General features: G+C 59.8%; 28 protein-coding genes and 2 pseudogenes. 14 read left to right on the forward strand and 16 right to left on the reverse strand.

The features are described from left to right. Nucleotides 1-144: 144 nt before the first annotated feature. The 7 genes and pseudogenes from QMK54_RS30185 to QMK54_RS31335 form a co-directional block, all read right to left on the reverse strand. Entirely contained in the window at nucleotides 145-696 is a 552-nt protein-coding gene (locus tag QMK54_RS30185) for a disulfide bond formation protein B (protein ID WP_223595081.1), read from the reverse strand. 263 nt (nucleotides 697-959) lie between these two features. Further along, nucleotides 960-2,198 carry a heme biosynthesis protein HemY gene (locus QMK54_RS30190; protein WP_320401791.1) on the reverse strand — a complete coding sequence of 413 codons (1,239 nt, stop codon included), beginning with the start codon at nucleotides 2,196-2,198 and terminating at the stop codon, nucleotides 960-962. Further along, complete coding sequence (locus QMK54_RS30195) at nucleotides 2,195-3,358, reverse strand: uroporphyrinogen-III C-methyltransferase (RefSeq protein WP_223595079.1); 1,164 nt, start codon at nucleotides 3,356-3,358, stop codon at nucleotides 2,195-2,197. The genes QMK54_RS30190 and QMK54_RS30195 overlap by 4 nt, the downstream gene beginning before the upstream one ends. Before the next feature lie 16 nt (nucleotides 3,359-3,374). Then, the gene (locus QMK54_RS30200) at nucleotides 3,375-4,142 is read right to left on the reverse strand and encodes a uroporphyrinogen-III synthase (protein ID WP_223595077.1); all 768 of its coding nucleotides are present in this window, start codon (nucleotides 4,140-4,142) and stop codon (nucleotides 3,375-3,377) included. Continuing rightward, nucleotides 4,139-5,080, reverse strand: a complete 942-nt coding sequence (gene hemC / locus QMK54_RS30205; protein WP_223595075.1) for a hydroxymethylbilane synthase — start codon at nucleotides 5,078-5,080, stop codon at nucleotides 4,139-4,141. The genes QMK54_RS30200 and hemC overlap by 4 nt, the downstream gene beginning before the upstream one ends. Before the next feature lie 139 nt (nucleotides 5,081-5,219). Next, nucleotides 5,220-5,966, reverse strand: a complete 747-nt coding sequence (locus QMK54_RS30210; RefSeq protein WP_103395904.1) for a LytR/AlgR family response regulator transcription factor — start codon at nucleotides 5,964-5,966, stop codon at nucleotides 5,220-5,222. Further along, a pseudogene (locus QMK54_RS31335) lies at nucleotides 5,963-6,085 on the reverse strand (sensor histidine kinase); the annotation flags it as partial. The gene QMK54_RS30210 and the pseudogene QMK54_RS31335, both read right to left, overlap by 4 nt. 342 nt (nucleotides 6,086-6,427) lie before the next feature. Here QMK54_RS31335 and argH point away from each other — a divergent pair. Continuing rightward, complete coding sequence (gene argH, locus QMK54_RS30215) at nucleotides 6,428-7,822, forward strand: argininosuccinate lyase (RefSeq protein ID WP_320401792.1); 1,395 nt, start codon at nucleotides 6,428-6,430, stop codon at nucleotides 7,820-7,822. 102 nt (nucleotides 7,823-7,924) lie between these two features. On the opposite strand, the gene QMK54_RS30220 is transcribed toward argH, so the two are convergent. After that, complete coding sequence (locus tag QMK54_RS30220; protein WP_320401793.1) at nucleotides 7,925-8,584, reverse strand: glutathione S-transferase; 660 nt, start codon at nucleotides 8,582-8,584, stop codon at nucleotides 7,925-7,927. Nucleotides 8,585-8,709: 125 nt separating this feature from the next. On the opposite strand from QMK54_RS30220, the gene QMK54_RS30225 reads away from it, so the two are divergent. The 3 genes from QMK54_RS30225 (at nucleotide 8,710) to QMK54_RS30240 (ending at nucleotide 12,487) form a co-directional block, all read left to right on the forward strand. Next, nucleotides 8,710-8,994 carry a hypothetical protein gene (locus QMK54_RS30225; RefSeq protein WP_110659847.1) on the forward strand — a complete coding sequence of 95 codons (285 nt, stop codon included), beginning with the start codon at nucleotides 8,710-8,712 and terminating at the stop codon, nucleotides 8,992-8,994. Nucleotides 8,995-9,203: 209 nt separating this feature from the next. Then, entirely contained in the window at nucleotides 9,204-9,449 is a 246-nt protein-coding gene (locus tag QMK54_RS30235; protein ID WP_057712785.1) for a TIGR02647 family protein, read from the forward strand. Nucleotides 9,450-9,643: 194 nt separating this feature from the next. Further along, on the forward strand, nucleotides 9,644-12,487 hold the full coding sequence (locus QMK54_RS30240) for a class I adenylate cyclase (protein WP_320401794.1): 2,844 nt from the start codon (nucleotides 9,644-9,646) through the stop codon (nucleotides 12,485-12,487). Between the two features lie 7 nt (nucleotides 12,488-12,494). Here QMK54_RS30240 and rnk read toward each other — a convergent pair whose 3' ends face one another. From rnk to cyaY, 3 genes are all read right to left on the reverse strand, one after another. Continuing rightward, nucleotides 12,495-12,905: a nucleoside diphosphate kinase regulator gene (rnk, locus tag QMK54_RS30245; RefSeq protein ID WP_103395910.1), complete on the reverse strand. Its 411-nt coding sequence runs from the start codon at nucleotides 12,903-12,905 to the stop codon at nucleotides 12,495-12,497. Between the two features lie 256 nt (nucleotides 12,906-13,161). Then, nucleotides 13,162-13,380, reverse strand: a complete 219-nt coding sequence (locus tag QMK54_RS30250) for a DUF1289 domain-containing protein (RefSeq protein WP_320401795.1) — start codon at nucleotides 13,378-13,380, stop codon at nucleotides 13,162-13,164. A 4-nt stretch (nucleotides 13,381-13,384) separates the two neighbouring features. Further along, nucleotides 13,385-13,717 (reverse strand): iron donor protein CyaY, encoded by a 333-nt coding sequence (gene cyaY / locus QMK54_RS30255; protein WP_110662514.1) that lies wholly within the window; start codon nucleotides 13,715-13,717, stop codon nucleotides 13,385-13,387. A 286-nt stretch (nucleotides 13,718-14,003) separates the two neighbouring features. Between cyaY and lptM the strand changes: the two genes are divergently transcribed. The 6 genes from lptM to QMK54_RS30285 are packed head-to-tail and all read left to right on the forward strand — an operon-like array spanning nucleotide 14,004 to nucleotide 18,617. Continuing rightward, nucleotides 14,004-14,180 (forward strand): LPS translocon maturation chaperone LptM, encoded by a 177-nt coding sequence (gene lptM, locus QMK54_RS30260; RefSeq protein ID WP_110662928.1) that lies wholly within the window; start codon nucleotides 14,004-14,006, stop codon nucleotides 14,178-14,180. A 9-nt stretch (nucleotides 14,181-14,189) separates the two neighbouring features. Further along, nucleotides 14,190-15,437, forward strand: a complete 1,248-nt coding sequence (gene lysA, locus QMK54_RS30265; RefSeq protein WP_103395914.1) for a diaminopimelate decarboxylase — start codon at nucleotides 14,190-14,192, stop codon at nucleotides 15,435-15,437. A 4-nt stretch (nucleotides 15,438-15,441) separates the two neighbouring features. Continuing rightward, entirely contained in the window at nucleotides 15,442-16,272 is an 831-nt protein-coding gene (dapF, locus tag QMK54_RS30270) for a diaminopimelate epimerase (protein ID WP_320401796.1), read from the forward strand. 13 nt (nucleotides 16,273-16,285) lie between these two features. Continuing rightward, complete coding sequence (locus QMK54_RS30275) at nucleotides 16,286-17,011, forward strand: DUF484 family protein (protein ID WP_223595058.1); 726 nt, start codon at nucleotides 16,286-16,288, stop codon at nucleotides 17,009-17,011. Between the two features lie 2 nt (nucleotides 17,012-17,013). Further along, nucleotides 17,014-17,913 carry a tyrosine recombinase XerC gene (gene xerC, locus QMK54_RS30280; RefSeq protein WP_110662936.1) on the forward strand — a complete coding sequence of 300 codons (900 nt, stop codon included), beginning with the start codon at nucleotides 17,014-17,016 and terminating at the stop codon, nucleotides 17,911-17,913. Next, nucleotides 17,910-18,617 (forward strand): HAD family hydrolase, encoded by a 708-nt coding sequence (locus QMK54_RS30285; RefSeq protein WP_223595056.1) that lies wholly within the window; start codon nucleotides 17,910-17,912, stop codon nucleotides 18,615-18,617. The genes xerC and QMK54_RS30285 overlap by 4 nt, the downstream gene beginning before the upstream one ends. Before the next feature lie 187 nt (nucleotides 18,618-18,804). Here the strand turns inward: QMK54_RS30285 and sutA are convergent, their stop codons facing one another. From sutA to glnK, 4 genes are all read right to left on the reverse strand, one after another. After that, nucleotides 18,805-19,128: a transcriptional regulator SutA gene (gene sutA / locus QMK54_RS30290; protein ID WP_095943368.1), complete on the reverse strand. Its 324-nt coding sequence runs from the start codon at nucleotides 19,126-19,128 to the stop codon at nucleotides 18,805-18,807. 101 nt (nucleotides 19,129-19,229) lie between these two features. After that, the gene (locus QMK54_RS30295; RefSeq protein WP_008015517.1) at nucleotides 19,230-19,655 is read right to left on the reverse strand and encodes a secondary thiamine-phosphate synthase enzyme YjbQ; all 426 of its coding nucleotides are present in this window, start codon (nucleotides 19,653-19,655) and stop codon (nucleotides 19,230-19,232) included. Between the two features lie 213 nt (nucleotides 19,656-19,868). Further along, complete coding sequence (locus QMK54_RS30300; RefSeq protein WP_110660026.1) at nucleotides 19,869-21,206, reverse strand: ammonium transporter; 1,338 nt, start codon at nucleotides 21,204-21,206, stop codon at nucleotides 19,869-19,871. 35 nt (nucleotides 21,207-21,241) lie between these two features. Next, complete coding sequence (gene glnK / locus QMK54_RS30305; RefSeq protein WP_002555808.1) at nucleotides 21,242-21,580, reverse strand: P-II family nitrogen regulator; 339 nt, start codon at nucleotides 21,578-21,580, stop codon at nucleotides 21,242-21,244. A gap of 418 nt (nucleotides 21,581-21,998) precedes the next feature. Here glnK and QMK54_RS30310 point away from each other — a divergent pair, with 418 nt between their 5' ends. Further along, complete coding sequence (locus tag QMK54_RS30310) at nucleotides 21,999-22,259, forward strand: accessory factor UbiK family protein (RefSeq protein ID WP_046038993.1); 261 nt, start codon at nucleotides 21,999-22,001, stop codon at nucleotides 22,257-22,259. A gap of 385 nt (nucleotides 22,260-22,644) precedes the next feature. Next, nucleotides 22,645-23,166, forward strand: coding sequence for a Bro-N domain-containing protein (locus QMK54_RS30315; RefSeq protein ID WP_110660027.1), 522 nt, complete (start codon nucleotides 22,645-22,647; stop codon nucleotides 23,164-23,166). A gap of 27 nt (nucleotides 23,167-23,193) precedes the next feature. Here QMK54_RS30315 and QMK54_RS30320 read toward each other — a convergent pair. Beyond that, a pseudogene (locus QMK54_RS30320) lies at nucleotides 23,194-23,304 on the reverse strand (addiction module antidote protein, HigA family); the annotation flags it as partial. 468 nt (nucleotides 23,305-23,772) lie between these two features. On the opposite strand from QMK54_RS30320, the gene QMK54_RS30325 reads away from it, so the two are divergent. Continuing rightward, nucleotides 23,773-24,219 carry a hypothetical protein gene (locus QMK54_RS30325; RefSeq protein ID WP_110660028.1) on the forward strand — a complete coding sequence of 149 codons (447 nt, stop codon included), beginning with the start codon at nucleotides 23,773-23,775 and terminating at the stop codon, nucleotides 24,217-24,219. A 103-nt stretch (nucleotides 24,220-24,322) separates the two neighbouring features. After that, the gene (locus QMK54_RS30330; RefSeq protein WP_223590448.1) at nucleotides 24,323-25,105 is read left to right on the forward strand and encodes a hypothetical protein; all 783 of its coding nucleotides are present in this window, start codon (nucleotides 24,323-24,325) and stop codon (nucleotides 25,103-25,105) included. The last annotated feature ends 19 nt before the right edge of the window (nucleotides 25,106-25,124 follow it).

Raw genomic sequence — 25,124 nt, forward strand, 5'->3', positions numbered from 1 at the left:
TATGCCCGCTCGCCTCTTGTAACGTCGGTGGGCGGTCAGGCAGAGCGTCATCGAGCAACATAATTCCAATGACACGTGCGGGCCAGATTATGCCCGCACGTCACTCGCTTCAAGGTACGCACGCGATAAAGTTCATACAAGTGTTTAATCGCCGGCAAAGGCCCGGTGCGACGACTCGCCGCTGAGTGGTCGCTGATAGCTGATCCAGACCAGTCGCAACGACTGGTAAACGGCCAGAACCATCATCGCGACGAAGAGCAGCAGGCTCCACTCCGTGATACTCAGGTCGAACAGCGTCCAGGAAATTTCCACACAATCGGCAGCCCCCTTGAACACTTGCCGTAGCACGGACAGCCACGGAGAACTGGCGAACAGATCCGCCAGATGAGTCGAGCATGCCGCTGCGTGCTCCATCGGAAGGTTTTGCAGCAGAACCTGCCACCACGCCGTGACAGTGCCGGCCAGGCTGCAACAAAGACTGAGCAGCCAATACAGAACGTTTCCGATGCGACCCGGACCATGGACCGAAGCCATCAGGCAGACAGCGGTCAGGAGCGCCAGACAAACCCGTTGCGCAAGACACAAACCGCAAGGCCGCAGGCCGACCGCATATTCCAGGTAGAAGGACACGCCCATCGCCAGGGCACCCGCAATGAAAGCCATGAAAAACAAGGAGCGTGAGCAGGCCAATGACATGGCTTTTCCGTAAAAGTAGTGACAGACCGTTACGGTAGAGGAAAGCGCGACGGCCTTTCAAGGCAAGTGCCCACAGAGACTTCAGCGCAGGTGTAGGGAAATCCCGACGCAGGTGAGGGGATAAAATGTAGTCCTTTGTAGGACTTTGCCTGCGACGAGATTTGGCGACTGAATTTCAACCAATTTTCGTACTGCGGCGAGGGCAATTGCTCCCTCGCCGCAGTTCATCGCTCAGACGCCAGAGCCCGGCGCCAGCGAATGGGTCAAGCGCGGACGGGCACTGGCAGAGGGGCCGCGAGCAAGCGTTCATCCAACAACCCCAGGCCTTCCTGAAACAGCTGGTTGCTGCGTTCGGTATCGCCCATTTGCGCCAGCAAGCGTGCCAGCTCCGCACAGGCTTCCGGATTGCGTTGTACACGCAGGCTGCTTTCCAGATAGTCCCGCGCCTTGCCCCACAAACTGTTTTGCAGGCACAGGCGACCCAGTGTCAGCAGCAGGCCCGGATCGGCCGGATGGTCCTTGAGCCAACCTTCGGCAGTCTGCAACTGGCGGGTCGGATCATTGCCGCGAACCAGCCCGTAGATACGAGCCAGATGGCTGTCGTAGCCGCGTTTCAGAGCAGTTCGCAGCACTTCTTCGGCCTCGACATGAGCCCCTAACTGCCGCAGTTGTTCGGCATACGCGAGCACCAGTTGCGGCTCCTGGCGTTGTGCCGAAGTCAGTTGCTGCCAGGCGCGTTCGAGCGATTGCTGCCCCACCGCACCGTCGTCTTCCCGTTGCGCCGCCAGAGACAGGTTCGCCCCCCAGGCCCGACGCTCAAGCTCGGCGAGTTCAGCCGCCGGCAAAATTTTGTCCTTGCGCAGCTCCGGCAGCAGGCGAATCAGTGCCGACCAGTCACCACGCTGCTGAAGCAGGCGCTGCAACTGACGCAGGGTCTGTGCGTTATGCGGGTGGCGCTCACGCATGGCTTGCAGGGTAGCGAGGGCACCTTCGGTATCACCGCGGTCAGTCTGCAACTGGGCGTGGTTCAAGGCGATCGCCAACTCGGCCTGAGGCTGACGCTCCAGGGCGCGCTCCAGCAGGTTGTCGCTTTCTTCGTAATGGCCTAGTTCGTTCGCGGCACGGGCCGCGCCGAGGTAGTAAAGCAGCGGCTGGCGCTCGGCTTCGGCGGCCCGATGCAAGTGCCGTTGCGCGCTGGCCCAGCGACCCTCGGCCAGGTCCAGCTGACCGTGTTCGATCGCCACCTGCACCCGACGGCTGCGGTTACGCCGTGACCACGGATTGACCACGCCGCTGGAAGTCATCACCAGTTCGACCAGCGCCTTGATGCCCCAGATCACCAGCCAGAGCACAGCCACCAGCGCCAAGGTAGCCCACAGGCTCGACTCGTAGCGGAAGGTCTTGTAGGCAACCAGCACGTAACCGGAATGTTCGGCAATCGCCAACCCCAGCGCAGCGGTAGCGGCGACAACGAGGAACACGATCACAAAGAGGCGTCTCATGGCGTGGCCTCCGGCGCGGTGTTCGCGGCAGGCTTGGCCAGTGGTTTGACCGAGTCTTCGGCGTTGACGTTGCGCCGCTCCAGATACCCCTGCACCGCGCTCAGGGTGCCGGTCATATCCGGTGTGACGACCGTGACGGGTTGCTTGCTCAGCTCGGCCACCTGCTCAAGCATGATTTTGCTTTGCGCGTTGTCCGGGTTGAAGTTGCCCTTGAGGATGTCCCGCGCTTCGTCCAGCACCTGGGAGTAAACCGCCGCCTGGCCATTGAGTGCGGCCCACTGTGCCTGCTCCAGCGCCAGGCTCAGGGCCAGGCGTACCTGACTCAGGCTCTGGCCGGCGAGCAATGGGCGAACGTTTTTGTCGGCATTGAAATCGATACGGATGTAGCGCGAAATCTGGTCCCACCATTGCGCCCAGCGACTGGCACCGTCGCCATCGGAGGTCAGGCCCAGCAACGAATCGCCACGATCCTTGTACTCCGGTGCCAGCTCGGTGAGGCTGGTCACCTGGTCGCGCAGCGCGCCCAGGCGCAGAAACAGCCCGGTGCGATCCGGTTGCTCGGTACTGCGCAAGGCGATCAGGGTCTTGGCCACCTGCTCGCGAGCGGCAAAGGAACCCGGATCATTCTGCTCGCGCAGTATCTCGTCGGCCCCCTGGACCAATGCCTGGGCGCTGCTGATGTCCTGCAATGCAGACAGTCGCAGGCTGGCCAGGCGCAGCAGGTGCTCGGCCTCGGCCAGACGCCAGTCCTTGCGGCTGGCGCCGAGTACGGTTTCCAGACGCTGGTTCAGACGCTGCTGATCACCTTGCAGCTGGATCACCAGACGACTGCGTGCTTCCAGTTCATCGGCGGCAGGCAATTGCGCCAGGCGTGCGCTCAGGCGTTCCTCATTGAGCTTGAGGCTCTGCGCCTGGTCGTTCAACGCCTGTACCTGGTTCAGTTGCTGCTGATTGTTGGCCTGCAGGTGACGCACCTGCCAGACACCCCAACCACCCACCGCGACACCGGCCGCACCCAACAGCAGCGCGATGATTGCCAGACCATTGCCTCGACGCTGCTCGGCAGCTGGTGGCGGCGGCGGCAGTTCTTCAACAAATGCATCTACAGGTGCATCGAGCACCGGTCGCGAGTCATCTTTAGGCAAGGCTGTTTCGCTCACGTATCCATCCTTTGCATTAGAAAACGGGTACGGGATGCTCCCGTAACGCCGTCAGCAAGGCCGCGGCACTCGCGCCGCGACAATCCACAACTGTTTTGGCCCCGGCGGCACGCGCCATTTCGGCAACCCTGGGGCTTGGTACAAACAATGGCAACCGCGCCAACTGCGGCCAGGCGTCGCCGGCCAATTGATGCAGGTGCTCAAAACCTTGTCCACTGCTGACCACCAGCCCGTTCAGGCGTTCCGCCTGGATCCGTTGCGCTAGCGCGGCCGGCGGGTAAATCGGCAGTGCCCGGCGGTACAACTCCAGATACTCGACACTAGCACCAAGCTCACGCAAACGCTCAGCCAGCAACTCGCGCCCGCCCTCTCCGCGCAGAATCAGCACTCGCGCATCGGGTCGTGCGATAGCCTCGCGCAGTCGGGAAAGTTCGAGCAAGGCTTCACTGTCATCGCCCTCTGCCGGGAAGCTCACGTCCAGCCCGCGACCCTCGAGGATCTGCGCAGTCGCCGCGCCGACACTGAACCACTTCACACCCGGCGGTGTTGGCCAATACCGCTCAAGCAGTTCGACGCCGATCCGGGCTGCCGGTTTGCTGACCACGATGACGGCGCAGAACTGATCCAGCGCCGCAATCACCTGGCGCATTGTGTCAGTGGCCGCAATGGGCATGATGTCCAAAAGCGGCAGACTGTTACTGAATATCCCCTGCTCGGCCAAAAGACTGCTTAGCGCCGCCGCCTCTTCGGCGGGACGCGTCAGCAGCAAGCGCCAACCGGTCACTCGTGGCCAGCCTCGCCATACACCGCTTTGAGAATGGCGTCCGCACCCTGGCTGAGCAGGTCTTCGGCCACTCGCACACCCAGCGCCTCGGCATCGCCACGAGGGGCGCGGGCCTGTGCGCTGAGCAGCAGGCCACCGGCTGGATCGCCCACCAGCCCGCGCAACCAGACCTGCTCGCCCTCCAGTACGGCGTAGCAGGCAATCGGCACCTGGCAGCCACCATTGAGGTGCTTGTTGAGGGCACGTTCGGCGGTCACGCGGGTGGCGGTGTCCTGGTGATGCAGGGGCGTCAGCAGTGCATGGATTTCACTGTCGGCGCTACGGCATTCGATACCCACCGCGCCCTGGCCACCGGCCGGAAGGCTGTCGTCGACACTGATGGCCGAAGTGATGCGATCTTCAAAGCCCAGGCGGATCAGGCCGGCAGCGGCAAGGATGATGGCGTCGTATTCACCGGCATCGAGCTTGGCCAGGCGGGTATTGACGTTGCCGCGCAGGAAGCGGATTTCCAGGTCCGGGCGACGGGTCAGCAATTGAGCCTGGCGACGCAGGCTGGAGGTGCCGACGATGCTGCCCTGGGGCAACTCATCCAGATTGGCGTAGGTGTTGGAAACGAAGGCATCGCGCGGGTCTTCCCGCTCGCAAATGCAAAACAGGCCAAGGCCTTCGGGGAAGTCCATCGGCACGTCCTTCATGGAGTGCACGGCGATGTCGGCTTCATTATCCAACAGCGCGGTTTCGAGTTCCTTGACGAACAGGCCCTTGCCGCCGATTTTCGACAGCGGTGAGTCAAGCAGCTTGTCACCACGGCTGACCATGGGGACGAGGGTCACCAGCAGGCCCGGATGAGCTGCTTCAAGACGGGCTTTGACGTATTCGGCCTGCCACAGGGCGAGTGCGCTTTTGCGGGTGGCGATGCGGATTTCGCGAGAGGACATGGATCAATCCGTACTGAATAGATACGGCGGATAATAACAGCTCAGCCAAATCCACTTTGACTTGTATCAGATACTACTCGGCCTCCCTGGCCCCGGATGTCCGGCAATCGGGTGTGAAATTTGCCTGCGGACAGCTGTTTTAAAGCTGCTGCATCATCTTGCGCACGCCAGCCACATGACGCCGACTGACGATCAGCGCATCACCGTTGAGGCCCTTGAGGAACAACTGAAAATGCCCCAGGGGTGTGCGCTGCAATCGCTCGATACGCTCACGAGCCACCAGAGCGTTGCGATGGATCCGCACGAAACGGTCACCGAATTCGTCTTCGAGGGCCTTGAGCGGCTCATCGAGCAGCACTTCACCGGCTTCGTGACGCAAGGTTACGTATTTGTGGTCGGCAATGAAGTAAACCACCTGATCCAGCGGAATCAGCTCGATCCCTTTTCGGGTCCGGGCGCTGATATGGCTGCGCGGGCCGCTGCCACTGTCGGCAGCAGGACGGGTCAGGGCGGCGAGCTGGGCACGATTGGGGCGCTCGGCTCTCTTTAATGCGTCATGTAACTGTTCAGTTCTCACAGGTTTCACCAGATAGCCTACGGCGCTGGCCTGTAAGGCTTCCACGGCAAATTCATCGGGCCCGGCGCAGAACACCACGGCGGGCGGAGTTTCGCGTTCGCACAACCGAGCAGCCACTTGCAGGCCATCGAGACCGGGCATGCGGATATCAAGCAGCACGATATCCGGCTTGTGGCTGTCGATCAGTGCCAACGCCTCTTCGCCATTCGTGGCACTAGGCTCCAGGACACTGTATCCCTCGAGTTCGCCAACCATTCGGCTCAGGCGCTCGCGGGCCAAGGGTTCGTCATCAACGATCAGGACATTCATATTGCGCTGGATTCCTGCGTGAGTCTCGCACAAGGATAGCGTAGACAGGTGAAGTGACGTCCGTCACCGCGATCCACGCTAAGACTAGCGCGAGCGTCAAAAAGTGCCGCTGGTCCGGCGGCTAAATTTTCATCTGCCGGGCGATTGGCGGCCCAGGCCCGCATTGGCGACACATCGCCACAGGGTTTGCTGATACGCAATATGATCACCCCCCTCTTCTTATAGTCAGCGGCTGCACCGAGAAGTGCGCTGATCCTACTGTCCAACTGTAGACGGTTGCCGGGACGATATAGCTCAATTGGCAAATATCGTTCGGCAAAAATGCGCGGGCCTTACCCGGGCCATGGCTCATCCCCCGAAAAAAAACGTGTCGACCAGTGTCAGCGACAGGATTGGCAACCCTGTTATTATCCGCGCCAGCGTTCCACGCCTTCTTTCTTCAAGCCGATACGAGCGAATTCATGAGCACTGACAAGACCAATCAGTCCTGGGGCGGCCGCTTCAGTGAACCCGTCGACGCCTTCGTCGCCCGCTTCACCGCCTCCGTCACCTTCGACCAGCGCCTGTATCGCCACGACATCATGGGCTCGATTGCCCACGCTACCATGCTGGCCAAGGTCGGCGTGCTGACCGATGCCGAGCGCGACAGCATCATCGATGGCCTGAAGACCCTCCAGGGTGAAATCGAGGCCGGCCAGTTCGACTGGCGTATCGACCTCGAAGACGTCCACATGAACATCGAGGCGCGCCTGACCGACCGCATCGGCGTGACCGGTAAAAAACTGCACACCGGTCGCAGCCGTAACGATCAGGTCGCCACCGACATCCGTCTGTGGCTGCGTGACGAGATCGACCTGATCCTGGCCGAAATCACCCGCCTGCAAAAGGGCCTGCTGGAGCAGGCCGAGCGCGAAGCCGCCAGCATCATGCCGGGCTTCACCCACCTGCAGACCGCACAGCCGGTGACGTTCGGGCATCACATGCTGGCCTGGTTCGAAATGCTCAGCCGCGACTACGAGCGCCTGGTCGACTGCCGCAAGCGCACCAACCGTATGCCGCTGGGTAGCGCCGCACTGGCCGGCACCACCTACCCCATCGATCGCGAATACACCGCCCAATTGCTGGGTTTTGACGCCGTTGGCGGCAATTCGCTGGATAACGTCTCCGATCGTGATTTCGCCATCGAGTTCTGCTCGGCCGCCAGCATCGCGATGATGCACCTGTCGCGTTTCTCCGAAGAGCTGGTGTTGTGGACCAGCGCGCAGTTCCAGTTCATCGATCTGCCGGACCGTTTCTGCACCGGCAGCTCGATCATGCCGCAAAAGAAAAACCCGGACGTGCCGGAGCTCGTGCGTGGCAAGACCGGCCGTGTATTCGGCGCGCTGATGGGCTTGCTGACCCTGATGAAAGGCCAGCCTCTGGCCTACAACAAGGATAACCAGGAAGACAAGGAACCGCTGTTCGACGCCGCCGACACCCTGCGCGACTCGCTGCGGGCTTTCGCCGACATGGTTCCGGCAATCAAGCCCAAGCACGCGATGATGCGCGAAGCGGCCCTGCGCGGGTTCTCCACCGCCACCGACCTGGCCGACTACCTGGTGCGTCGCGGCCTGCCATTCCGTGATTGTCACGAAATCGTTGGCCATGCCGTGAAATACGGTGTGGACAGTGGCAAGGACCTGGCGGAAATGAGCCTGGAAGAACTGCGCAAGTTCAGCGACCAGATCGATCAGGACGTGTTCGCCGTGCTGACCCTCGAAGGCTCGGTCAATGCCCGTAACCACATCGGCGGCACCGCACCGGTGCAGGTGAAGGCTGCGGTAGCGCGCGGCCAGGCGTTGCTCGCCAGCCGCTAAATCGCCAAAAGCTTCGCGAGCAAGCCCGCTCCCACAGGTTCAGTGTGACCCTTGTAGGAGCGGGCTTGCCCGCGATAGCTGACTTCAGAGCACTACAAAAACCTACTTCTTGGCCGCGATCATCGCCATGAACGCCGGCATCGCTGCCTCCTTGTCCGCCGCAATCCGCTGTACGTTCGGATTCTGTTCCAGCCGCTGCAACAGCGCCTTGGCCGCCGGAAACTCAGCCAACAAATCGATATCAAACAGCTTCCTGGCCACGCCGCAGGCCAATGGCACGCTGTACAGAAAGTACAGATCCGCCACGCTCAAGCTGTCGCCAGCCACGTAAGGGCTGAATTTGCCGTGCCGGCCCAGCGCCGCCATCCCCAGCAACAATTCGGCTTTGGTTTTTTCCTTGAGCGCATCCGGCAGGGTCATGCCAAAAAAGGCTTCGCCGTAGCAGGCCCGCCCCGGCAATTCGATGTACAACTCGATTTCCCTGGCCAATGCCAGCACCTGCGCGCGCTCGAACGGATCGCTCGGCAGCAGCGGCGTGCCTTTCTGGCTCTGCTCGATGTATTCGAGGATCACGCTGGTTTCATTGATGAAGCCCTGCTCTACCTGCAGGACCGGAACCTTTCCACGCGGACTGATGGCCAGTGCCTCGGGGCTGGTACCGGCGTAAAACGGTACTTCTTCGAAGGGCAGTCCTTTTTCCAGCAGCGCCAGTTTGACCATGTTGTAGTAGTTACTGACGGAGAATCCATAAAGCTTGATCATCACAAAGCCTCCAGGCCGTGCGGGGGTGGGCAGTGCCTGTTTATAGAACGTCGCCGGGATTCTTGCCAGCAGCATCACGCCGCTGAATGCGGTTAAACTGGCCACCTTTCCCTGAGGAGCCTGCCATGAGCGAGCCGAACGATATCGACAACGACGAAGAAGAGTTCGCCGAAAGTACCCTGATCCAGGCCATCGAAAACCAGATCGAAAGCGACAACCCGCCAGCGGCCAAGGCGACGTTCAACAAGCTGACGCTGGTGGGTTACGAGCGGGAAGAAATCCTCAACTTGATGGCTCACGTTTTGGCGGTAGAAATCGACGCAATCCTCGAAGAAGACCGCGCGTTCAACACCGAATGGTACGAAGCTGCACTGCGCGCATTGCCCGAGCTACCGCCGGAAAAGCAGTAAGCCCTACCTGCTCCCTGCAGGAGCGAGCTCGCTCGCGAAAAACCCGAGAGCGCCGCGGGGCGTCAGGTTTCCAGCGTCATCGTTGATGACCTTCGCGAGCAAGCTCGCTCCTACAGAGAAAAAACCCTGTCGCGGGCACTGGACATGCCGGACAAGCGGGTTCACCTTAGGGGCGCTGTCGTCCAATTCCTAGAAAGTCTGGAGTCCTTATGTCGCTTACCCCTGAGTTGGTTGCCGAACTGGAAGTCCTCGCACTCTTCAACCTGGACAGTTCCCAGGAAGGCCTGAAAATTCATCAGACCGCTGCCCCGAAACACATTGCCGCCGCCAAACGCCTCTTTGAAAAAGAACTGACCGACCAGCCTGATGGCGGTTACCTGACCAGCCTGGGTCGTGACGCCGCGCAAAATGTGCAAACCGTGCTGACCATTCTTAACGCCGAAGTAACAGCCTGAATTCTGCCGTGTCGCCCACGGAGACCCCGACCCAGGGATTTCCGCGGGCACATCCCCCTGATTACCGCCTCCAACCGTTAGAAATCTGACGCCAGAAAAACAAAATCAGCTTAAAAGTCCTCGCCTCAAGGCGCTAAACTGCCCCTCATCCGAAGAGCCCCACATCCGAGCCCTGCGAGCCGGTTTGAGCTGACATGACGCGCACCCATGAAATCCGCCCTGATCTGGACGAAGGAATCGACCGCAAGGTTCTCAGCCAGCTGCGCGCACGCTTTCTGAAACTCAATGAAGGACGCATGGCTCGCGCCATGGAAGGGTTGTCGACCCGCCAGCAAGGGGTCCTGACCTTGCTGCCGCTGTTTTTCCACGTTAATCATCCGTTGTTGCCCGGCTATGTTTCCGGCAGTACACCGGCCGGGCTGTCGAATTTCGAGCCGGATGCCAACGTCCTCGCCGAAGCCCAGCGCCTGACCCGTTCGTTCTCCTACAAACCGCGCCACGGCAGCAACCCGCCCCGGCCGATTCACGGACTGTTCCTGATGGGCAGCCTCGGCACCCTGGCCCAGGCCGACCAGAGCGACATGGATGTGTGGGTCTGCCATGGACCGGACTTGACCGAAGGCGAACTCGCCGAACTGCGCAAAAAATGCCAATTGCTGGAAACCTGGGCTGCCAGCCAGGGTGCCGAGGCGCATTTCTTCCTGATCGACCCGAGCCGTTTCGTCCGTGGCGAACGCGATACCCAACTGAGCTCAGAAGACTGCGGTACCACCCAGCACTACCTGTTGCTGGACGAGTTCTACCGCACCGCGATCTGGCTGGCCGGGCGAACACCGATCTGGTGGCTGGTGCCGGTTTATGAAGAGTCGAGCTACGACCGCTACACCCATACACTGATCTCCAAACGTTTCATCCGTGCCGATGAAACCCTCGACCTCGGTAACCTGGCCTACATCCCGCCCGGCGAATTCATCGGCGCCGGGCTCTGGCAGTTGTTCAAGGGCATCGAATCGCCCTACAAGTCGGTGCTCAAGCTGTTGCTGACCGAGGTGTACGCCAGTGAGCACCCCAGGGTCCATTGCCTGAGCCTGCGCTTCAAGCAAGCGGTGTTCGCCAACCGGCTCGACCTCGACGAACTGGACCCGTACGTCGTGGTGTACCGGCGCATCGAGGAATACCTGATCGCCCGCAACGAACCGGAACGCCTGGAACTGGTGCGTCGCGCGCTGTACCTGAAGGTCAATCGCAAGCTGACCGGCAACAGCCGCACCCAGAACTGGCAACGCGCACTGCTTGAGCGCCTGGCCCACGAATGGCACTGGGACCAGCGTCAACTGACCCTGCTCGACAGCCGCAGCCAGTGGAAAGTCCGTCAGGTCAGCTCAGAGCGGCGGGCGCTGGTCAACGAGCTGAACTACAGCTACCGCTTCCTCACCCAGTTCGCCCGCCACGAACAAACCGTCAGTCGCATCAACAAGCGCGACCTGAGTGTTCTCGGCCGTCGGCTGTACGCCGCGTTCGAGCGCAAGGCCGGCAAAGTCGAATTCATCAACCCAGGTATCGCCCCGGACCTGGCGGAAGACACCCTGACGCTGGTGCACGCACCGAACAAGAAAGAACCGGGGCAAGGCCAGTGGGGCTTGTACAACGGCAGCCTGACGGCGTTGGAGTGGGAACATTTCGCGCCGATCAAACGCAGCCGCCACTTGCTGGAACTGCTGACCTGGTGCCACCGCAATGGCGTGATCGACAGCAGCACCCGCCTGGCCTTGCACCCCGGCACCAGCGACCTGAGCGAATTCGAACTGTTCAACCTGCTCGGCAGCCTGCAACAGACCATTGCCCTGCCCTTGCCCACTGTCGCCGAAGAGCCCCTGCTGCGCGCCAGCGTGCCAAGCGAAGTGCTGATTCTGGTGAATGTCGGCATTGATCCGCTCAAGCACCATCGCGACCTGAACATCCTGATGACTACCGAGCGCACGGATTCCCTGAGCTATGCCGGGGTCCGGGAAAATCTGGTGCTGACCCTGGACCAGGTCACACTCAACAGCTGGAACGAAGTGCTGGTCAGTCGCTACGACGGCCCCCATGCCTTGCTCGACTGCATCCGTGACTACCTCAACAACCTGCCGATCGGGCCACAACAACCGAAGCTGAGGGTGCGCTGCTTCTGCCATAACCGCGCGCAGTTCATCGCCCAACGGGTCGACGACATCCTCGAAACCGCGCAGAACCTGCTGCTGAGCCGGCTCAATCATCGCTACCTGATCCAGGTCCAGCAGCACTACCACGTGCTGGAGTTGGTGCCGGGCCAGGTCCAGCACGTCGCGCTGGCCACCCTGCCAGCGCTGATCGATTACCTGGGCGAGGAAATGACCCGCTACAGCCCATTGCACCTTGATCCGAAGGCACTGGAAGACCACGACCTTGCGCTGTTCCTGCCGACGGGCCAGCCGGACTGCATTCAAGTGTTCTATCGGGTCAACGAAGATCAGGCCGATCTGTACGCGCTCGATGAGTTCAATGCCCTGTGGCAACAGCGCCTGCCCTGGCACGATGAGCAAAGCCTGTTGGTGCCGCTGCAGCGCTTCCTGCAATCGATCCAGTACCGTCGCGATGCCCTGTTGCCAATGGATGCGGCCACCCCCCAGAACCTCGACACCCTGTATTGCCAGTTGCTGCCGTCAGGCCCTGGCCGGGCGCGCCGCATCGAAGCCCGGCCGGTACCGCAGACGCCGGTGAACAAACCGTTCTACGACGTGCAGGCGATCGTCGGCAAAGCCGCACCGGGTCAGGTGCAGGTGACGCTGTACTGCAATCAACGGGAGTTTTCCGAACTGGAGCATGGCGACCAGCTGTTCAGCGTGGTCGCCCGGGAAATCGTTGGGCAGCGTCGCGAGACCGAACGCTACCGCTGCTACATCACCGACCTCGACCTGTCAGGCCTGCTCGGCGAAGGGCAGAGTTCTACCCATCTGTACCTGCGCTACAAGGCTGACCTGGAGCACGCATTGAACGAGGCGCTCAATCAGGTCTGAGGGGATGTCACTCGGGGAAGTCGCCGCCATTGGCCGGCTGCGATTCCACTTCCAGCAGAGTCAGTTTCAGTGTCTTGCCGCCCGGAGCCGGCCAGTCGATGTGCTGGCCAACCTTCAGGCCGAGCAGCGCACTGCCCACCGGGGCCAGGATCGAGACTTTGCCTTCGTCGGCATTCGCATCCTTGGGGTACACCAGGGTCAGGTGGTAGTCCTTGCCACTGCCTTCTTCGCGGCAATGCACACGGGAGTTCATGGTCACGACATCCGCCGGCACTTCATCGTGGCCGACCAGGGTATCGGCGCGATCCAGCTCGGTTTGCAGCGCAATAACGCCCGGCAGCGTGTCGTCCAGGCTGTCGATCAGACGCTCCAGACGCTGGACGTCCAGACGGGTAAGGGTGATGGAAGGTGCGGTCATGATCTGGGCAGACTCCTTTCTTCTGCACGAAAAAAGCAAAACCCCGCCAGAAAAAGGCGGGGTTTTCATAAGCCTCGATGGGTTGAGGCATTTCCGGACACTATCACAGCTCAAAAAATAAACAAGCTGGGCGATACAGCTTCCGCGCGGCCTTTGTGGCGAGGGGGCTTGCCCCCGTTGGGTTGCGCAGCGACCCCAGAATCTTTACGGCTGCTTCGCAGCCGAACGGGGGCAAGCCCCCTCGCCACAAAAGCCTTTATGCCAAGGATTTGCGGTGAGCAGCCTCGGCGCAAATCACCCGCCGACGCTGATCATCGGCCGAGCGCCATTCGCGGATGTCTTCGACATGACGGAAACAGCCCAGGCAGACTTTCTGCTCGTCCAGCCGGCAAACCCCGCTGCAAGGCGATGGCACCGCCGGGCTGACATTGCTGTAGAGCGGCTTGGGCGGACGAATCGGAGCGGGTTGGGTCACGGACTTACAGGCCTTCGAAATCGAATTCGACACCGGCCTGTTGCTGGACGATACGCTCGAGCATTTCACCCAGTTGCTCTTCGCTCTTGTCACACATCCAGCGCTCGCTTTCTTCGTCGTAGTCGAAATGGAAACCGCCGGACACCGCCGCCAGCCACAGCTGGCGCAGCGGCTCCTGGCGACTGAAGATCAACTGGCTGCCGTTCTCGAACTTGACGGTCAGCACACCGGCCGAGCTTTCGAGGTCGATATCCAGGTCGCTGTCGTCAAAGATGTCCTCCAGGGTTTGCTGGGTGACATCGACCAGGTCATGGAAACGCGCTTCGGACAAACTCATTACGGCAACCTCAAAAAGTGTCTGATCAGGCTCAAGCGCCGCAAGATACGACCGAGCCCCGTCGATTGCAAAGAATAACGACCTGTGGGAGCGGGCTTGCTCGCGAATACGGACTGACATTCAACGTTGATGTCGACTGACACGACGCCTTCGCGAGCAAGCCCGCTCCCACAGGGGCCGATGTGCTTGCGGCCAAGGCCCGCCGGACGGGCGGTCCGTTGCATAGGCAAGCTGCCGGGTGGCCGGTATACTCCGGCGCAATTAATGCATTTTCAAGGATTTCGCCATGAAGCGCCTGATCTCTTCCCTTGCTGCGCTACTCGCGGTTGCCTGTCTTGTGTCGGCCTGCGGTCAAAAAGGCCCGCTGTACCTGCCTGACGAGAACCAGGACCCTACCGAACAGGCCAAGTCGTCGCAACAGCAGCCTGCCTCCAAAGCACACAAGCACGACGTCTACCAATAAGGGAACCTCATGGACGCTTTTAACTACCGTGACGGTGAACTGTTCGCGGAAGGTGTTGCCCTGTCTGCCATCGCCGAGCGCTTTGGTACACCGACCTACGTTTACTCGCGCGCGCACATCGAAGCCCAATACCTGGCTTACGCCGATGCGCTGGCCGGCACGCCGCACCTGGTGTGCTTTGCGGTCAAGGCCAACTCCAACCTGGGCGTCCTGAACGTCCTGGCACGCCTTGGCGCCGGTTTCGACATCGTCTCCCGTGGTGAACTGGAACGTGTCCTGGCCGCTGGCGGCAGCGCCGACAAGATCGTGTTCTCCGGCGTCGGCAAGACCCGTGACGACATGCGTCGCGCCCTGGAAGTCGGCGTGCACTGCTTCAACGTCGAATCCACCGACGAGCTGGAACGCCTGCAAGTGGTCGCCGCCGAACTGGGCGTTCGCGCGCCAATTTCGCTGCGCGTCAACCCGGACGTCGATGCCGGCACCCACCCGTACATTTCCACCGGTCTCAAAGAGAACAAGTTCGGCATCGCCATCGCCGACGCCGAAGACGTGTACGTGCGTGCCGCGCAACTGCCGAACCTGGAAGTGGTCGGCGTCGACTGCCACATCGGCTCGCAACTGACCACCCTGCCGCCGTTCATCGACGCTCTCGACCGCCTGCTGGGCCTGGTCGACCGCCTCGGCGATTGCGGCATCTACCTGCGCCACATCGATCTCGGTGGTGGCCTGGGTGTGCGATACAAGGACGAGGAGCCGCCACTGGCAGCCGACTACATCAAGGCCGTGCGCGAGCGTCTCGACGGTCGTGACCTGGCGCTGGTGTTCGAACCGGGCCGCTTCATCGTCGCCAACGCCGGCGTGCTGTTGACCCAGGTCGAGTACCTCAAGCACACCGAGCACAAAGACTTCGCCATCGTCGATGCGGCCATGAACGACCTGATTCGCCCGGCGCTGTACCAGGCCTGGATGGACGTCACCGCCGTGCGCCCGCGCACCTCTGCGGCCCGCGCCTACGATATCGTCGGCCCGATCTGCGAGACCGGCGACTTCCTCGCCAAGGATCGTCAGCTGGCCCTGGAAGAAGGCGACCTGCTGGCCGTGCATTCGGCTGGCGCCTACGGGTTTGTCATGAGTTCCAACTACAACACCCGCGGTCGTACCGCCGAAGTGTTGGTGGACGGTGATCAGGCATTTGAAGTGCGTCGCCGTGAAACGGTAGCCGAGTTGTTTGCTGGCGAAAGCCTGCTGCCGGAGTAAAACCATGCTGCTGCGTTTTACCAAGATGCACGGCCTGGGCAATGACTTCATGGTCCTCGACCTGGTCAGCCAGCACGCGCACATCCTGCCCAAGCATGCCAAGCAATGGGGTGACCGGCACACCGGCATCGGGTTCGACCAGCTGCTAATCGTCGAAGCACCGAGCAACCCGGACGTGGATTTCCGCTATCGGATCTTCAACTCCGACGGTTCCGAAGTGGAACAGTGCGGCAACGGTGCGCGCTGCTTCGCCCGTTTCGTGCTCGACAAGCGCCTGACCGCAAAACGACTGATCCGCGTCGAAACCAAAGGCGGCATCATCGAGCTGGATGTGCGTAACGACGGCCAGATCGGCGTCAACATGGGCGCCCCGCGCCTGGTGCCAGCGGATATCCCGTTCCAGGCGCCGGAGCAGGCCACCAGCTATCAGGTCGACGTCGACGGCACCCCGGTCGATCTGGCCGCCGTGTCCATGGGCAACCCCCATGCCGTGCTGCGGGTCAGCGATATCAACAACGCGCCGGTGCATGAGCTGGGCCCGAAAATCGAACATCACCCGCGCTTCCCGGCACGGGTCAATGTCGGTTTTCTCCAGGTCATCGACCGGAGCCGCGCGCAGTTGCGCGTCTGGGAGCGTGGAGCCGGGGAAACCCAGGCTTGCGGAACCGGCGCCTGTGCCGCCGCAGTGGCCGCGATCAGCCAGGGGTGGATGGATTCGCCGCTATTGATCGACCTGCCTGGCGGGCGCCTGTCCATCGAATGGGCAGGCCCTGGCCAACCGGTGATGATGACCGGCCCGGCAGTGCGTGTATATGAAGGACAAGTGCGTCTTTGAGTGAGCGAAACCCATGACCGACAAGCCTCAGGTACCCGCACGACAAGCTGACGAATCACCGTCCGAAAGCCTGGAGGCGGCGGCTGTTGCCGCGTACCTGGAGGCTCATCCGGACTTCTTCGTCGAGCACGAAGAACTGCTCCCGTCCCTGCGCATTCCCCATCGGCGCGGCGATACCGTGTCGCTGGTGGAGCGTCAGATGACCATCCTGCGCGACCGCAACATCGAGATGCGCCATCGCCTCTCGCAGTTGATGGACGTAGCCCGGGACAACGACCGGTTGTTCGAGAAGACCCGTCGCCTGATCCTGGCGCTGATGGATGCCGCCAGCCTGGAAGACGTGGTGATGAGTGTCGAAGACAGTCTGCGCCAGGAATTCCAGGTGCCCTTCGTCAGCCTTATCCTGCTCGGTGACAACGCCATGCCGGTCGGCCGCTGGGTCACTCACGCCGAGGCACAAGTAGCCATCGGCGGCTTGCTCTCGGAAGACAAAAGCGTCAGCGGCAGCCTGCGCGAGCATGAACTGGACTTCCTGTTCGGCGAAGAACAGCGCAAGCAAATCGGCTCTACCGCGGTCGTTGCCATCAGCCACCAGGGCATCCACGGCATCCTGGCCATCGCCAGCCGCGATCCGCAGCACTACAAAAGCTCGGTGGGCACCTTGTTCCTGAGCTACATCGCCGAAGTCATGGGTCGCGTGCTGCCACGGGTCAACAATTCCCTGCGCTCGGTACGCTGAACATGGAACGGCAACTGGACGCTTACTGCGAACACCTGCGCAGTGAGCGACAGGTGTCGCCGCACACGCTGTCGGCCTACCGCCGCGACCTTGATAAAGTGCTGGGCTGGTGCATCAAACAGAACATCGGCAGCTGGGCGGCGCTGGACATCCAGCGCCTGCGCAGCCTGATTGCCCGCCTGCATGCCCAGGGTCAGTCATCGCGCAGCCTGGCGCGATTGCTGTCGGCCGTTCGCGGGCTCTATCACTACCTGAACCGCGAAGGCCTGTGCGATCACGATCCGGCCAATGGCCTGGCGCCGCCCAAAGGCGAACGCCGCCTGCCGAAAACCCTCGATACCGACCGCGCGCTGCAATTGCTTGAAGGCGGCGTTGAAGATGACTTTCTGGCACGTCGGGACCAGGCGATTCTGGAGTTGTTCTACTCCTCCGGGCTGCGCCTTTCGGAGCTGACAGGCCTCAATCTCGATCAACTCGACCTGGCAGACGGCATGGTCCAGGTGCTCGGCAAAGGCAGCAAGACCCGTCTGCTGCCGGTCGGGAAAAAAGCCCGCGAAGCCCTGGAACAGTGGCTGCCTCTGCGGGCCATGGCCAACCCGGCGGACGATGCGGTGTTTGTCAGCCAACAAGGTCGACGCCTCGGCCCGCGGGCGATCCAGATCCGGGTCAAGGCTGCCGGCGAGCGCGAACTGGGACAGAACCTGCACCCGCACATGCTGCGGCACTCCTTCGCCAGCCATTTGCTGGAGTCCTCCCAGGATCTGCGCGCGGTGCAGGAGCTGCTCGGGCACTCGGACATCAAGACCACACAGATCTACACCCACCTGGACTTCCAGCATCTGGCAACGGTCTACGATAGCGCCCACCCACGGGCCAAACGCATGAAAGGCGACGATTCATGAATATTCAGTTGATCACCTTCGACCTCGACGACACGCTGTGGGACACCGCCCCCGTCATTGTCAGCGCCGAAGCCGTTTTGCGTGAATGGCTGACCAAGCACGCACCCAATCTGGGCGCCGTGCCGGTGGAGCATTTGTGGGCCATACGCGAACGCATCCTGAGCATCGAGCCAAACCTCAAGCATCGCATCAGCGCCCTGCGGCGCCGCGTATTGTTCCAGGCGCTGGAAGAAGCCGGTTACCCCCACAAGGAAGCGTCCGACCTGGCCGATCAGAGCTTCGAAGTGTTTCTGCATGCCCGACATCAGCTGGAAATCTTCCCGGAGGTGCAACCGACCCTGGAAACATTGGCCAACCATTACACCCTCGGCGTAGTCACCAACGGCAACGCCGATGTGCGTCGGTTGGGCCTGGCGGATTACTTCAAGTTTGCGCTGTGCGCCGAAGACATCGGTATCGCCAAACCTGATGCGCGACTGTTTCATGAGGCATTGCAACGGGGTGGTGCAACCGCGGAAACCGCGGTACACATCGGCGATCATCCGGGTGATGACATTGCCGGGGCGCAGCAGGCGGGATTGCGTGCAATCTGGTTCAACCCGGCGGGCAAAACCTGGGAAGCCGAGCGGTTTCCCGATGCGCAGATTCGCAGCCTGACCGAGTTGCCGGCGTTGCTGGCGAGTTGGAACAAGGTCTCGGCCTGATACAAAACCAATGTGGGAGCGGGCTTGCTCGCGAAGGCGGCGTACCCGTCGACATTGATGCTGGCTGACACGACGCCTTCGCGAGCAAGCCCGCTCCCACAGTGGATTGTGCTCATCCGAAATTTTTGTTCCAGGCATGAAAAAGCCCGCAGCGACGGCGGGCTTTTTCAGCAAGCGGGTAGCAGCCTCAGATAGGCCGGCTGCCGTACTTGTTGTCCGGTTTCTTAGGAGGATCGGCGACCACATTGGCCTCCACTTCCTGCACCTTGCCACCTTTGGCCAAAAACTCCTCCATGGCCCGCGCGAGAGCATCGCGTTCCTTGTTCTTGGCTTCGACACTCGGCAGCTCATCGACCGACACCGCTGCCTTGGCCTTGCCTTTGGCGGTCGGAGCCGGCGCATCACCGCCATCGTCTTCAGCGACGTCTTCCGCCGCTGCTTCCAGACCTTCTTCGGTTTCGTCGTCGTCGCCTACTTCGAGGTCGTCGTTTTCCAGATCATCGTCGCTCATGTTCTACCTCATGACTTGCGAAAAGCAGATTAGTTATAGCCCAGCTTTGCCCTCTGTCGAAGGCTGCCGGAAAAAAATCAACAGCCGCTGCTGACCAGCGGTTATGCCTCTTCACCGTGCACGGTGGCGAGGACTTTACGGGCACCGCCATGATCACGGTGCTCGCCCAGGTAAACGCCTTGCCAGGTCCCCAACGCCAACCGGCCTGCCGAAATCGGCAAACTGAGCTGACAGCCAAGCACGCTGGCCTTGAAGTGCGCCGGGAGGTCGTCCAGGCCTTCGTCGTTATGCTCATAGCCGTCTGTTCCTTGTGGGATCAGACGATTGAAAAACCGTTCGAAGTCGCGACGTACCGCCGGATCGGCGTTCTCGTTGATGGTCAACGACGCCGAGGTATGCTGCAGCCACAAATGCAACAGACCGACCCGACACGCCTTGAGTTCAGGCAGGCCGGCGAGTAACTCGTCCGTTACCAGATGAAAGCCCCGGGGCCTCGCCCGCAAGGTAATCAGAGTCTGTTGCCACATACAGTTCTCCGCACGTTCGGGGCGCATTCTAGCGCGCTCTGGGAAAAAACAAAGGCCCTAATATTCCTTGAATCTTGTAAGCCTTCGACCGCACAAAAACACCCGACGCAAACATCGCAAAACCTGTAGGAAAAAACCTTTCAGCTCAGCCTTCGATGACAAATTTCAGACAAAAAAATGCCCGGCAAGCCGGGCAATTTTTTATGCGCGTGCTTACAAGTTGTAGCCGCGTTCGTTGTGAAGCGCCAGATCGATGCCGACCGCCTCTTCTTCTTCGTTGATGCGCAGCCCCATGACCATATCCAGCACCTTGAGGATGATGTACGTGGCGATCGCGGTATAGATCACTGTGAAGCCCACGCCTTTGCACTGAATCCATACTTGTGCGGCGATGTCGGTCACGGTGCCGAAGCCACCCAGGGACGGCGCGGCGAACACACCGGTCAGGATCGCGCCGAGAATACCGCCGATACCGTGTACGCCGAAGGCGTCCAGGGAGTCGTCATAGCCGAGTTTGCGCTTCAGGGTGGTGGCGCAGAAGAAGCACACCACGCCAGCAGCCAGACCGATTACCAACGCGCCCATCGGGCCAACGGTGCCCGCAGCCGGGGTGATTGCCACCAGACCGGCAACCACGCCCGAAGCGATACCCAGTGCGCTAGGTTTGCCATGGGTGAGCCACTCGGCAAACATCCAGCCCAGCGCCGCAGCAGCGGTAGCGATTTGTGTCACCAGCATCGCCATACCGGCGGTGCCGTTGGCCGCAGCGGCGGAACCGGCGTTGAAGCCGAACCAGCCAACCCACAGCATGGCCGCGCCCATCAAGGTGTAGCCAAGGTTGTGCGGCGCCATCGGCGTAGTCGGGAAGCCTTTGCGCTTGCCTAGTACCAGGCAGGCAACCAGACCGGCCACACCGGCGTTGATGTGCACCACGGTGCCGCCAGCGAAGTCCAGAACGCCCCAGTCCCACATCAGGCCGCCGTTACCGGACCAGACCATGTGCGCAATCGGCGCGTAGACCAGGGTGAACCAGATGCCCATGAAGACCAGCATCGCGGAGAACTTCATCCGCTCGGCGAAGGCGCCGACGATCAACGCAGGAGTGATGATGGCGAAGGTCATCTGGAAGGTGACGAACACCGCTTCCGGGAACAGCGCCGCAGGACCGGTCAGGCTGGCTGGCGTGATGCCGGCGAGGAATGCCTTGCCCATGCCGCCGAAGAACGAGTTGAAGTTGACGACGCCCTGCTCCATGCCCGTGGTGTCGAACGCGATGCTGTAGCCATAAATGACCCACAGGACGCTGATCAGACCGGTAATGGCGAAGCACTGCATCATCACGGAAAGAATGTTTTTCGACCGAACCATGCCGCCGTAGAACAGCGCGAGGCCGGGAATGGTCATGAACAGCACCAAGGCTGTCGAGGTCAACATCCAGGCGGTGTCGCCGGAGTTGAGGACTGGGGCCGCCACTTCGTCTGCCGCCAAAGCAAGGCTGGGCATTACGATGGACAACAGGGCTCCTAGCCCTGCGAATTTACGCAGAGTCATATTGTTTTCTCCTGGGGCGTTGGGTTTGTGGCGGCTTAGATAGCGTCGGTATCGGTTTCGCCGGTACGGATGCGAATCGCCTGTTCCAGATTGACCACGAAGATCTTGCCGTCACCGATCTTGCCGGTGTTGGCAGCCTTGGTGATGGCCTCGATTACCCGGTCCAGATCCTTGTCGTCGATGGCGACGTCGATCTTCACCTTGGGCAGGAAATCGACCACGTACTCCGCGCCGCGATACAGCTCGGTGTGACCCTTCTGCCGGCCAAAGCCTTTGACTTCAGTGACGGTAATGCCCTGCACGCCGATCTCGGACAGCGACTCGCGTACGTCGTCCAACTTGAACGGCTTGATGATGGCAGTGACTAGCTTCATGAAAACTCTCTCCCGAATTGGTGGACTTGCCCCAGGAAAACAAACCCGTCTCAAGTCTAAGCGCAGTGCCTGGCTTTGTAACGCATCGTCGGCCTTACCTGCCCGTCCGACGCCAGCTAACCGCTCCTGCGAAACACTCCCCGCGTTTCGCCTGGCGCACTGCATTCGTCACAGCGACTGCATCAGTGCATGGGTCACCAGCATCTAAGCAGAAAGCTTGCCATCTCCACAAAAATGACTGTTTTCAAGCCGTTACCGGTGGATGGTGGATACTTCGCGACAACACCCTGCACGTTACGCACAACAACGGTGCGATACCGTCCGTCCAAATGCGCGAAAACCGTGCACCCCTGGCCCGCGCAAATGACTATAGACACCGCGTGATACACTGCCCGTCATTGTTTCCAGGACATTGCCCATGCTCGCGCCAAAAGACTTCCTCGACGCCCTCACCGGCACCGCCTCCCGCCTCTTCAGCGGCGATACGCCCCTGCCGAAAGCCGAAATCGAAAGCCAGTTCAAAATGTTGCTGCAAAGCGGCTTCAGCAAACTGGATCTGGTGAGCAGGGAAGAATTCGATAGTCAGATGGTTGTACTGGCGCGCACGCGGGCGCGGCTGGAGAGCCTTGAGGCGAAGGTGGCGGAGCTTGAGGCGAAGCTGAATCCGCCGACCGAGTAACTCATCAATCCTGATTCGAAACACAGCCCCCTGTAGGAGCTGCCGAAGGCTGCGATCTTTTGATCCTAAGCCCCGCAAAAATCCCGGCAACGTCCTACAAACATCACACCGCCGTCCGATTGCGTCGCTAAGCCCCGGTTCCTAAGCTCATCTCGGCTGAATATTCAGCACTGGGTTTGGCGACCCGGATAGCATGTGACGCACCGCAACCACGTTCGATACTGGGCATTATTCCCTTCTCGAATTATGGCGGCTGGGCGTGGGAGACCTTCGGGTCTGCCGGTTTTTCGCATGCACCGGTTCGCCAACCCGCGCACAGCTGCCACCCTTTTCGTTTGGCGACGATCAGCGGCAGTTTCCTTCATGCGAATTTGGGTACTGCTCGATGGACGAAAATTATCTAATACCTCACGCCTTCACCCGCCACAAACTCCACCTCCACGCCCTCCTAATACAAAACCAACCCTGGTTCAGCGCCCGTGACCTCGGCCGCCTCCTGCGCCTCTACCTCGACGAACGCGCCGTCCGAAAACTCGATCCCGACCAATACCAAACAGCCAAAACCCTCATCCACGGTCACATCGAAAACATCCTGTTGATCAGCGAATCCGGCGTCTACACATTACTGGTCTACCACTACTGCCCCGAGTACCGAGCTCTGCGTGAATGGCTCACCCACGAAGTCGTCCCCGCCCTGCGAGACGCCCTATACCCCACTACAATCGAACGCCCGCAACTGAGCCTGCTCAACTGGCCGGAAATGTCGTTGAGCCTGCTGCACTGGAACAACCAGTCGTGGATTCGGTTGCAGGATGTGCCGCAGATGCTGCCTGACCAGGAGACTTCAAGGCCTGCTATCAGTGCGCCTTGGTGGAAAAGAGCCGCAAAGATGCTTAACGCATTTTGAATAAAAACCCCACGCGTTGGCGTGGGGGTTCAGCCAGAATTCCGGGGGAGTGTCCAGACAGATAGATAACCTCAGAGCCATATCAGCACTGACACCCTGACGCTGGAGCACGATGTCGTTCACCGTAGGTGTCGACATTCAACGCTTCCAGGCGATTACCCGGTGGAGATCGAAGATCTACTTGGGGCGAGACTGCTCGCGATAAAGCCGAAACGACCTTCAGATTGACCTGTAGGAATTGCCGCAGGCTACGGCATTCAAGCCCGCAAGAATCCCGGCAACTTCCTACGAAGATCTCATTCCCCGTCCGATTGCGCCGCAAAGCTCCGGTTCCTAAGCTCACTCCCAGTTAATTAGTCAGCAACGGGTTTGGCGACTCGAGCAGCACCCGACGCACCGTGACCACGTTCGAACCAGTGATTTATTCCTTTCTCGAATGATGGCCGTGCATGGAAAACCTTCGGGCCTGCCGGCATTTCCGCAGGCTCCGGTTCACCAATCCGCTTGAAAAATTTAAGTCCATGTTACATAGCTTAGATAATAGCTTGTAATGAGCACAACTTTTTAAATGGAATACTGTTACCAACACCACAAGGAGCAACACCCATGAAAATATCCAAGTCTTTAATTGTCGCTTTCGCATTTACTGCATTTCACATAAGTTCAGCGGTTGCTGGGCCGCCTGTTACAGTCATATTCAAGAACCTTGGAACACAGACTGCTACGTATACTCCCATAACGAACAACGAAGCTATAACGAAAGCAAACGCATCACCTACTCCACAAGCGTCCGTGACTGCAAAAAGCTCGGATACGTACGACATACAAAGCCAGATATCACCTAATTACAACCATGCTAATTTACGATATCAAATCGGCAACAAGGAATGTGTTTATTTAGCGACATTTGTGACCACCCTTGGCTTTGGCGCAAGCAAAATTCCAAAATGGAATAATACGGCCACGCCTAGTGGTGGGGCGACCTGCACCATAAAAGTAACTAAAACAAATCCGTCCACCTATGCTTGGTCAGTAGTAATTACAATGAAGTAAAGTATGTAGCGGGCCTTAAGCGGCTTGTAAAATCTTGCTAAAGCATCAACAGTCATTAGGCAACCTATCATGTTTTAGTCATCGAACAGGGAGTGGCAACAAAATGGTTAATTCACTAAACAATTTTTCAACTAGCAGCAGCCAAGCACCAGCTGAAACAAAAAAATTGACAGAGACTCCCGGCAAAAACCAAGGCGTGAGCCAAAATACACTCCAAGGCCCAATTGGCAACGCACTAGATAGTAGTACCGTTTCCACGCTAGCTAGCCAATTGAGCGAAGCCTCAGTACGTGCACAGGCCCGGGATGCACGCCTAACTAGAACGGAACTGAGTGGGATGGCTAAAAACACATTCAACGAGTTGGACAGCGGTCATTATACTGGCAACAAATTAAAACACGACTCTGAAGTTCCCGACACAGACAATGCCGAATTATTAGCGCGCGCCAAAAATGCGACAAAGTATACAAACGGGCTCGGAAAGAACCCGTTTTCGGGGATGCCCAGGGATCAGCTTGCTTTAATTACTTACGATGACAGCGGCACCTTTACCGTCAATGAAAGGCGGGCAGCATTGGAAGAATCAGCCAAGCAAGAATTTGCATGGCGACAGAAAGTGGTGGCCGAAGCAGAATATGAATATAACAGCACCGGAAAACTCACCAAATTCTTCCAAAGCGTCCTTGATCATTACAAGGAACTTCCCTTAGTTGAGCGAGCACAGTATCCCGATAACTATGAAACAAAACTGCAGGGGTGGATTGATTTGGACTTCAACTATTTCACGCATACTGCAGAAGGCAAAAACAAGTTGGATATCGAAAGCTTCTTAAGTAATGTGCTGACGGGCAGTAGTTTGTTTGACAACACGACATCTTCCAAATAAATCGCTCCAACCATTCGAT

The sequence above is a fragment of the Pseudomonas sp. P5_109 genome, assembly GCF_034009455.1.
Lineage (GTDB): Bacteria > Pseudomonadota > Gammaproteobacteria > Pseudomonadales > Pseudomonadaceae > Aquipseudomonas.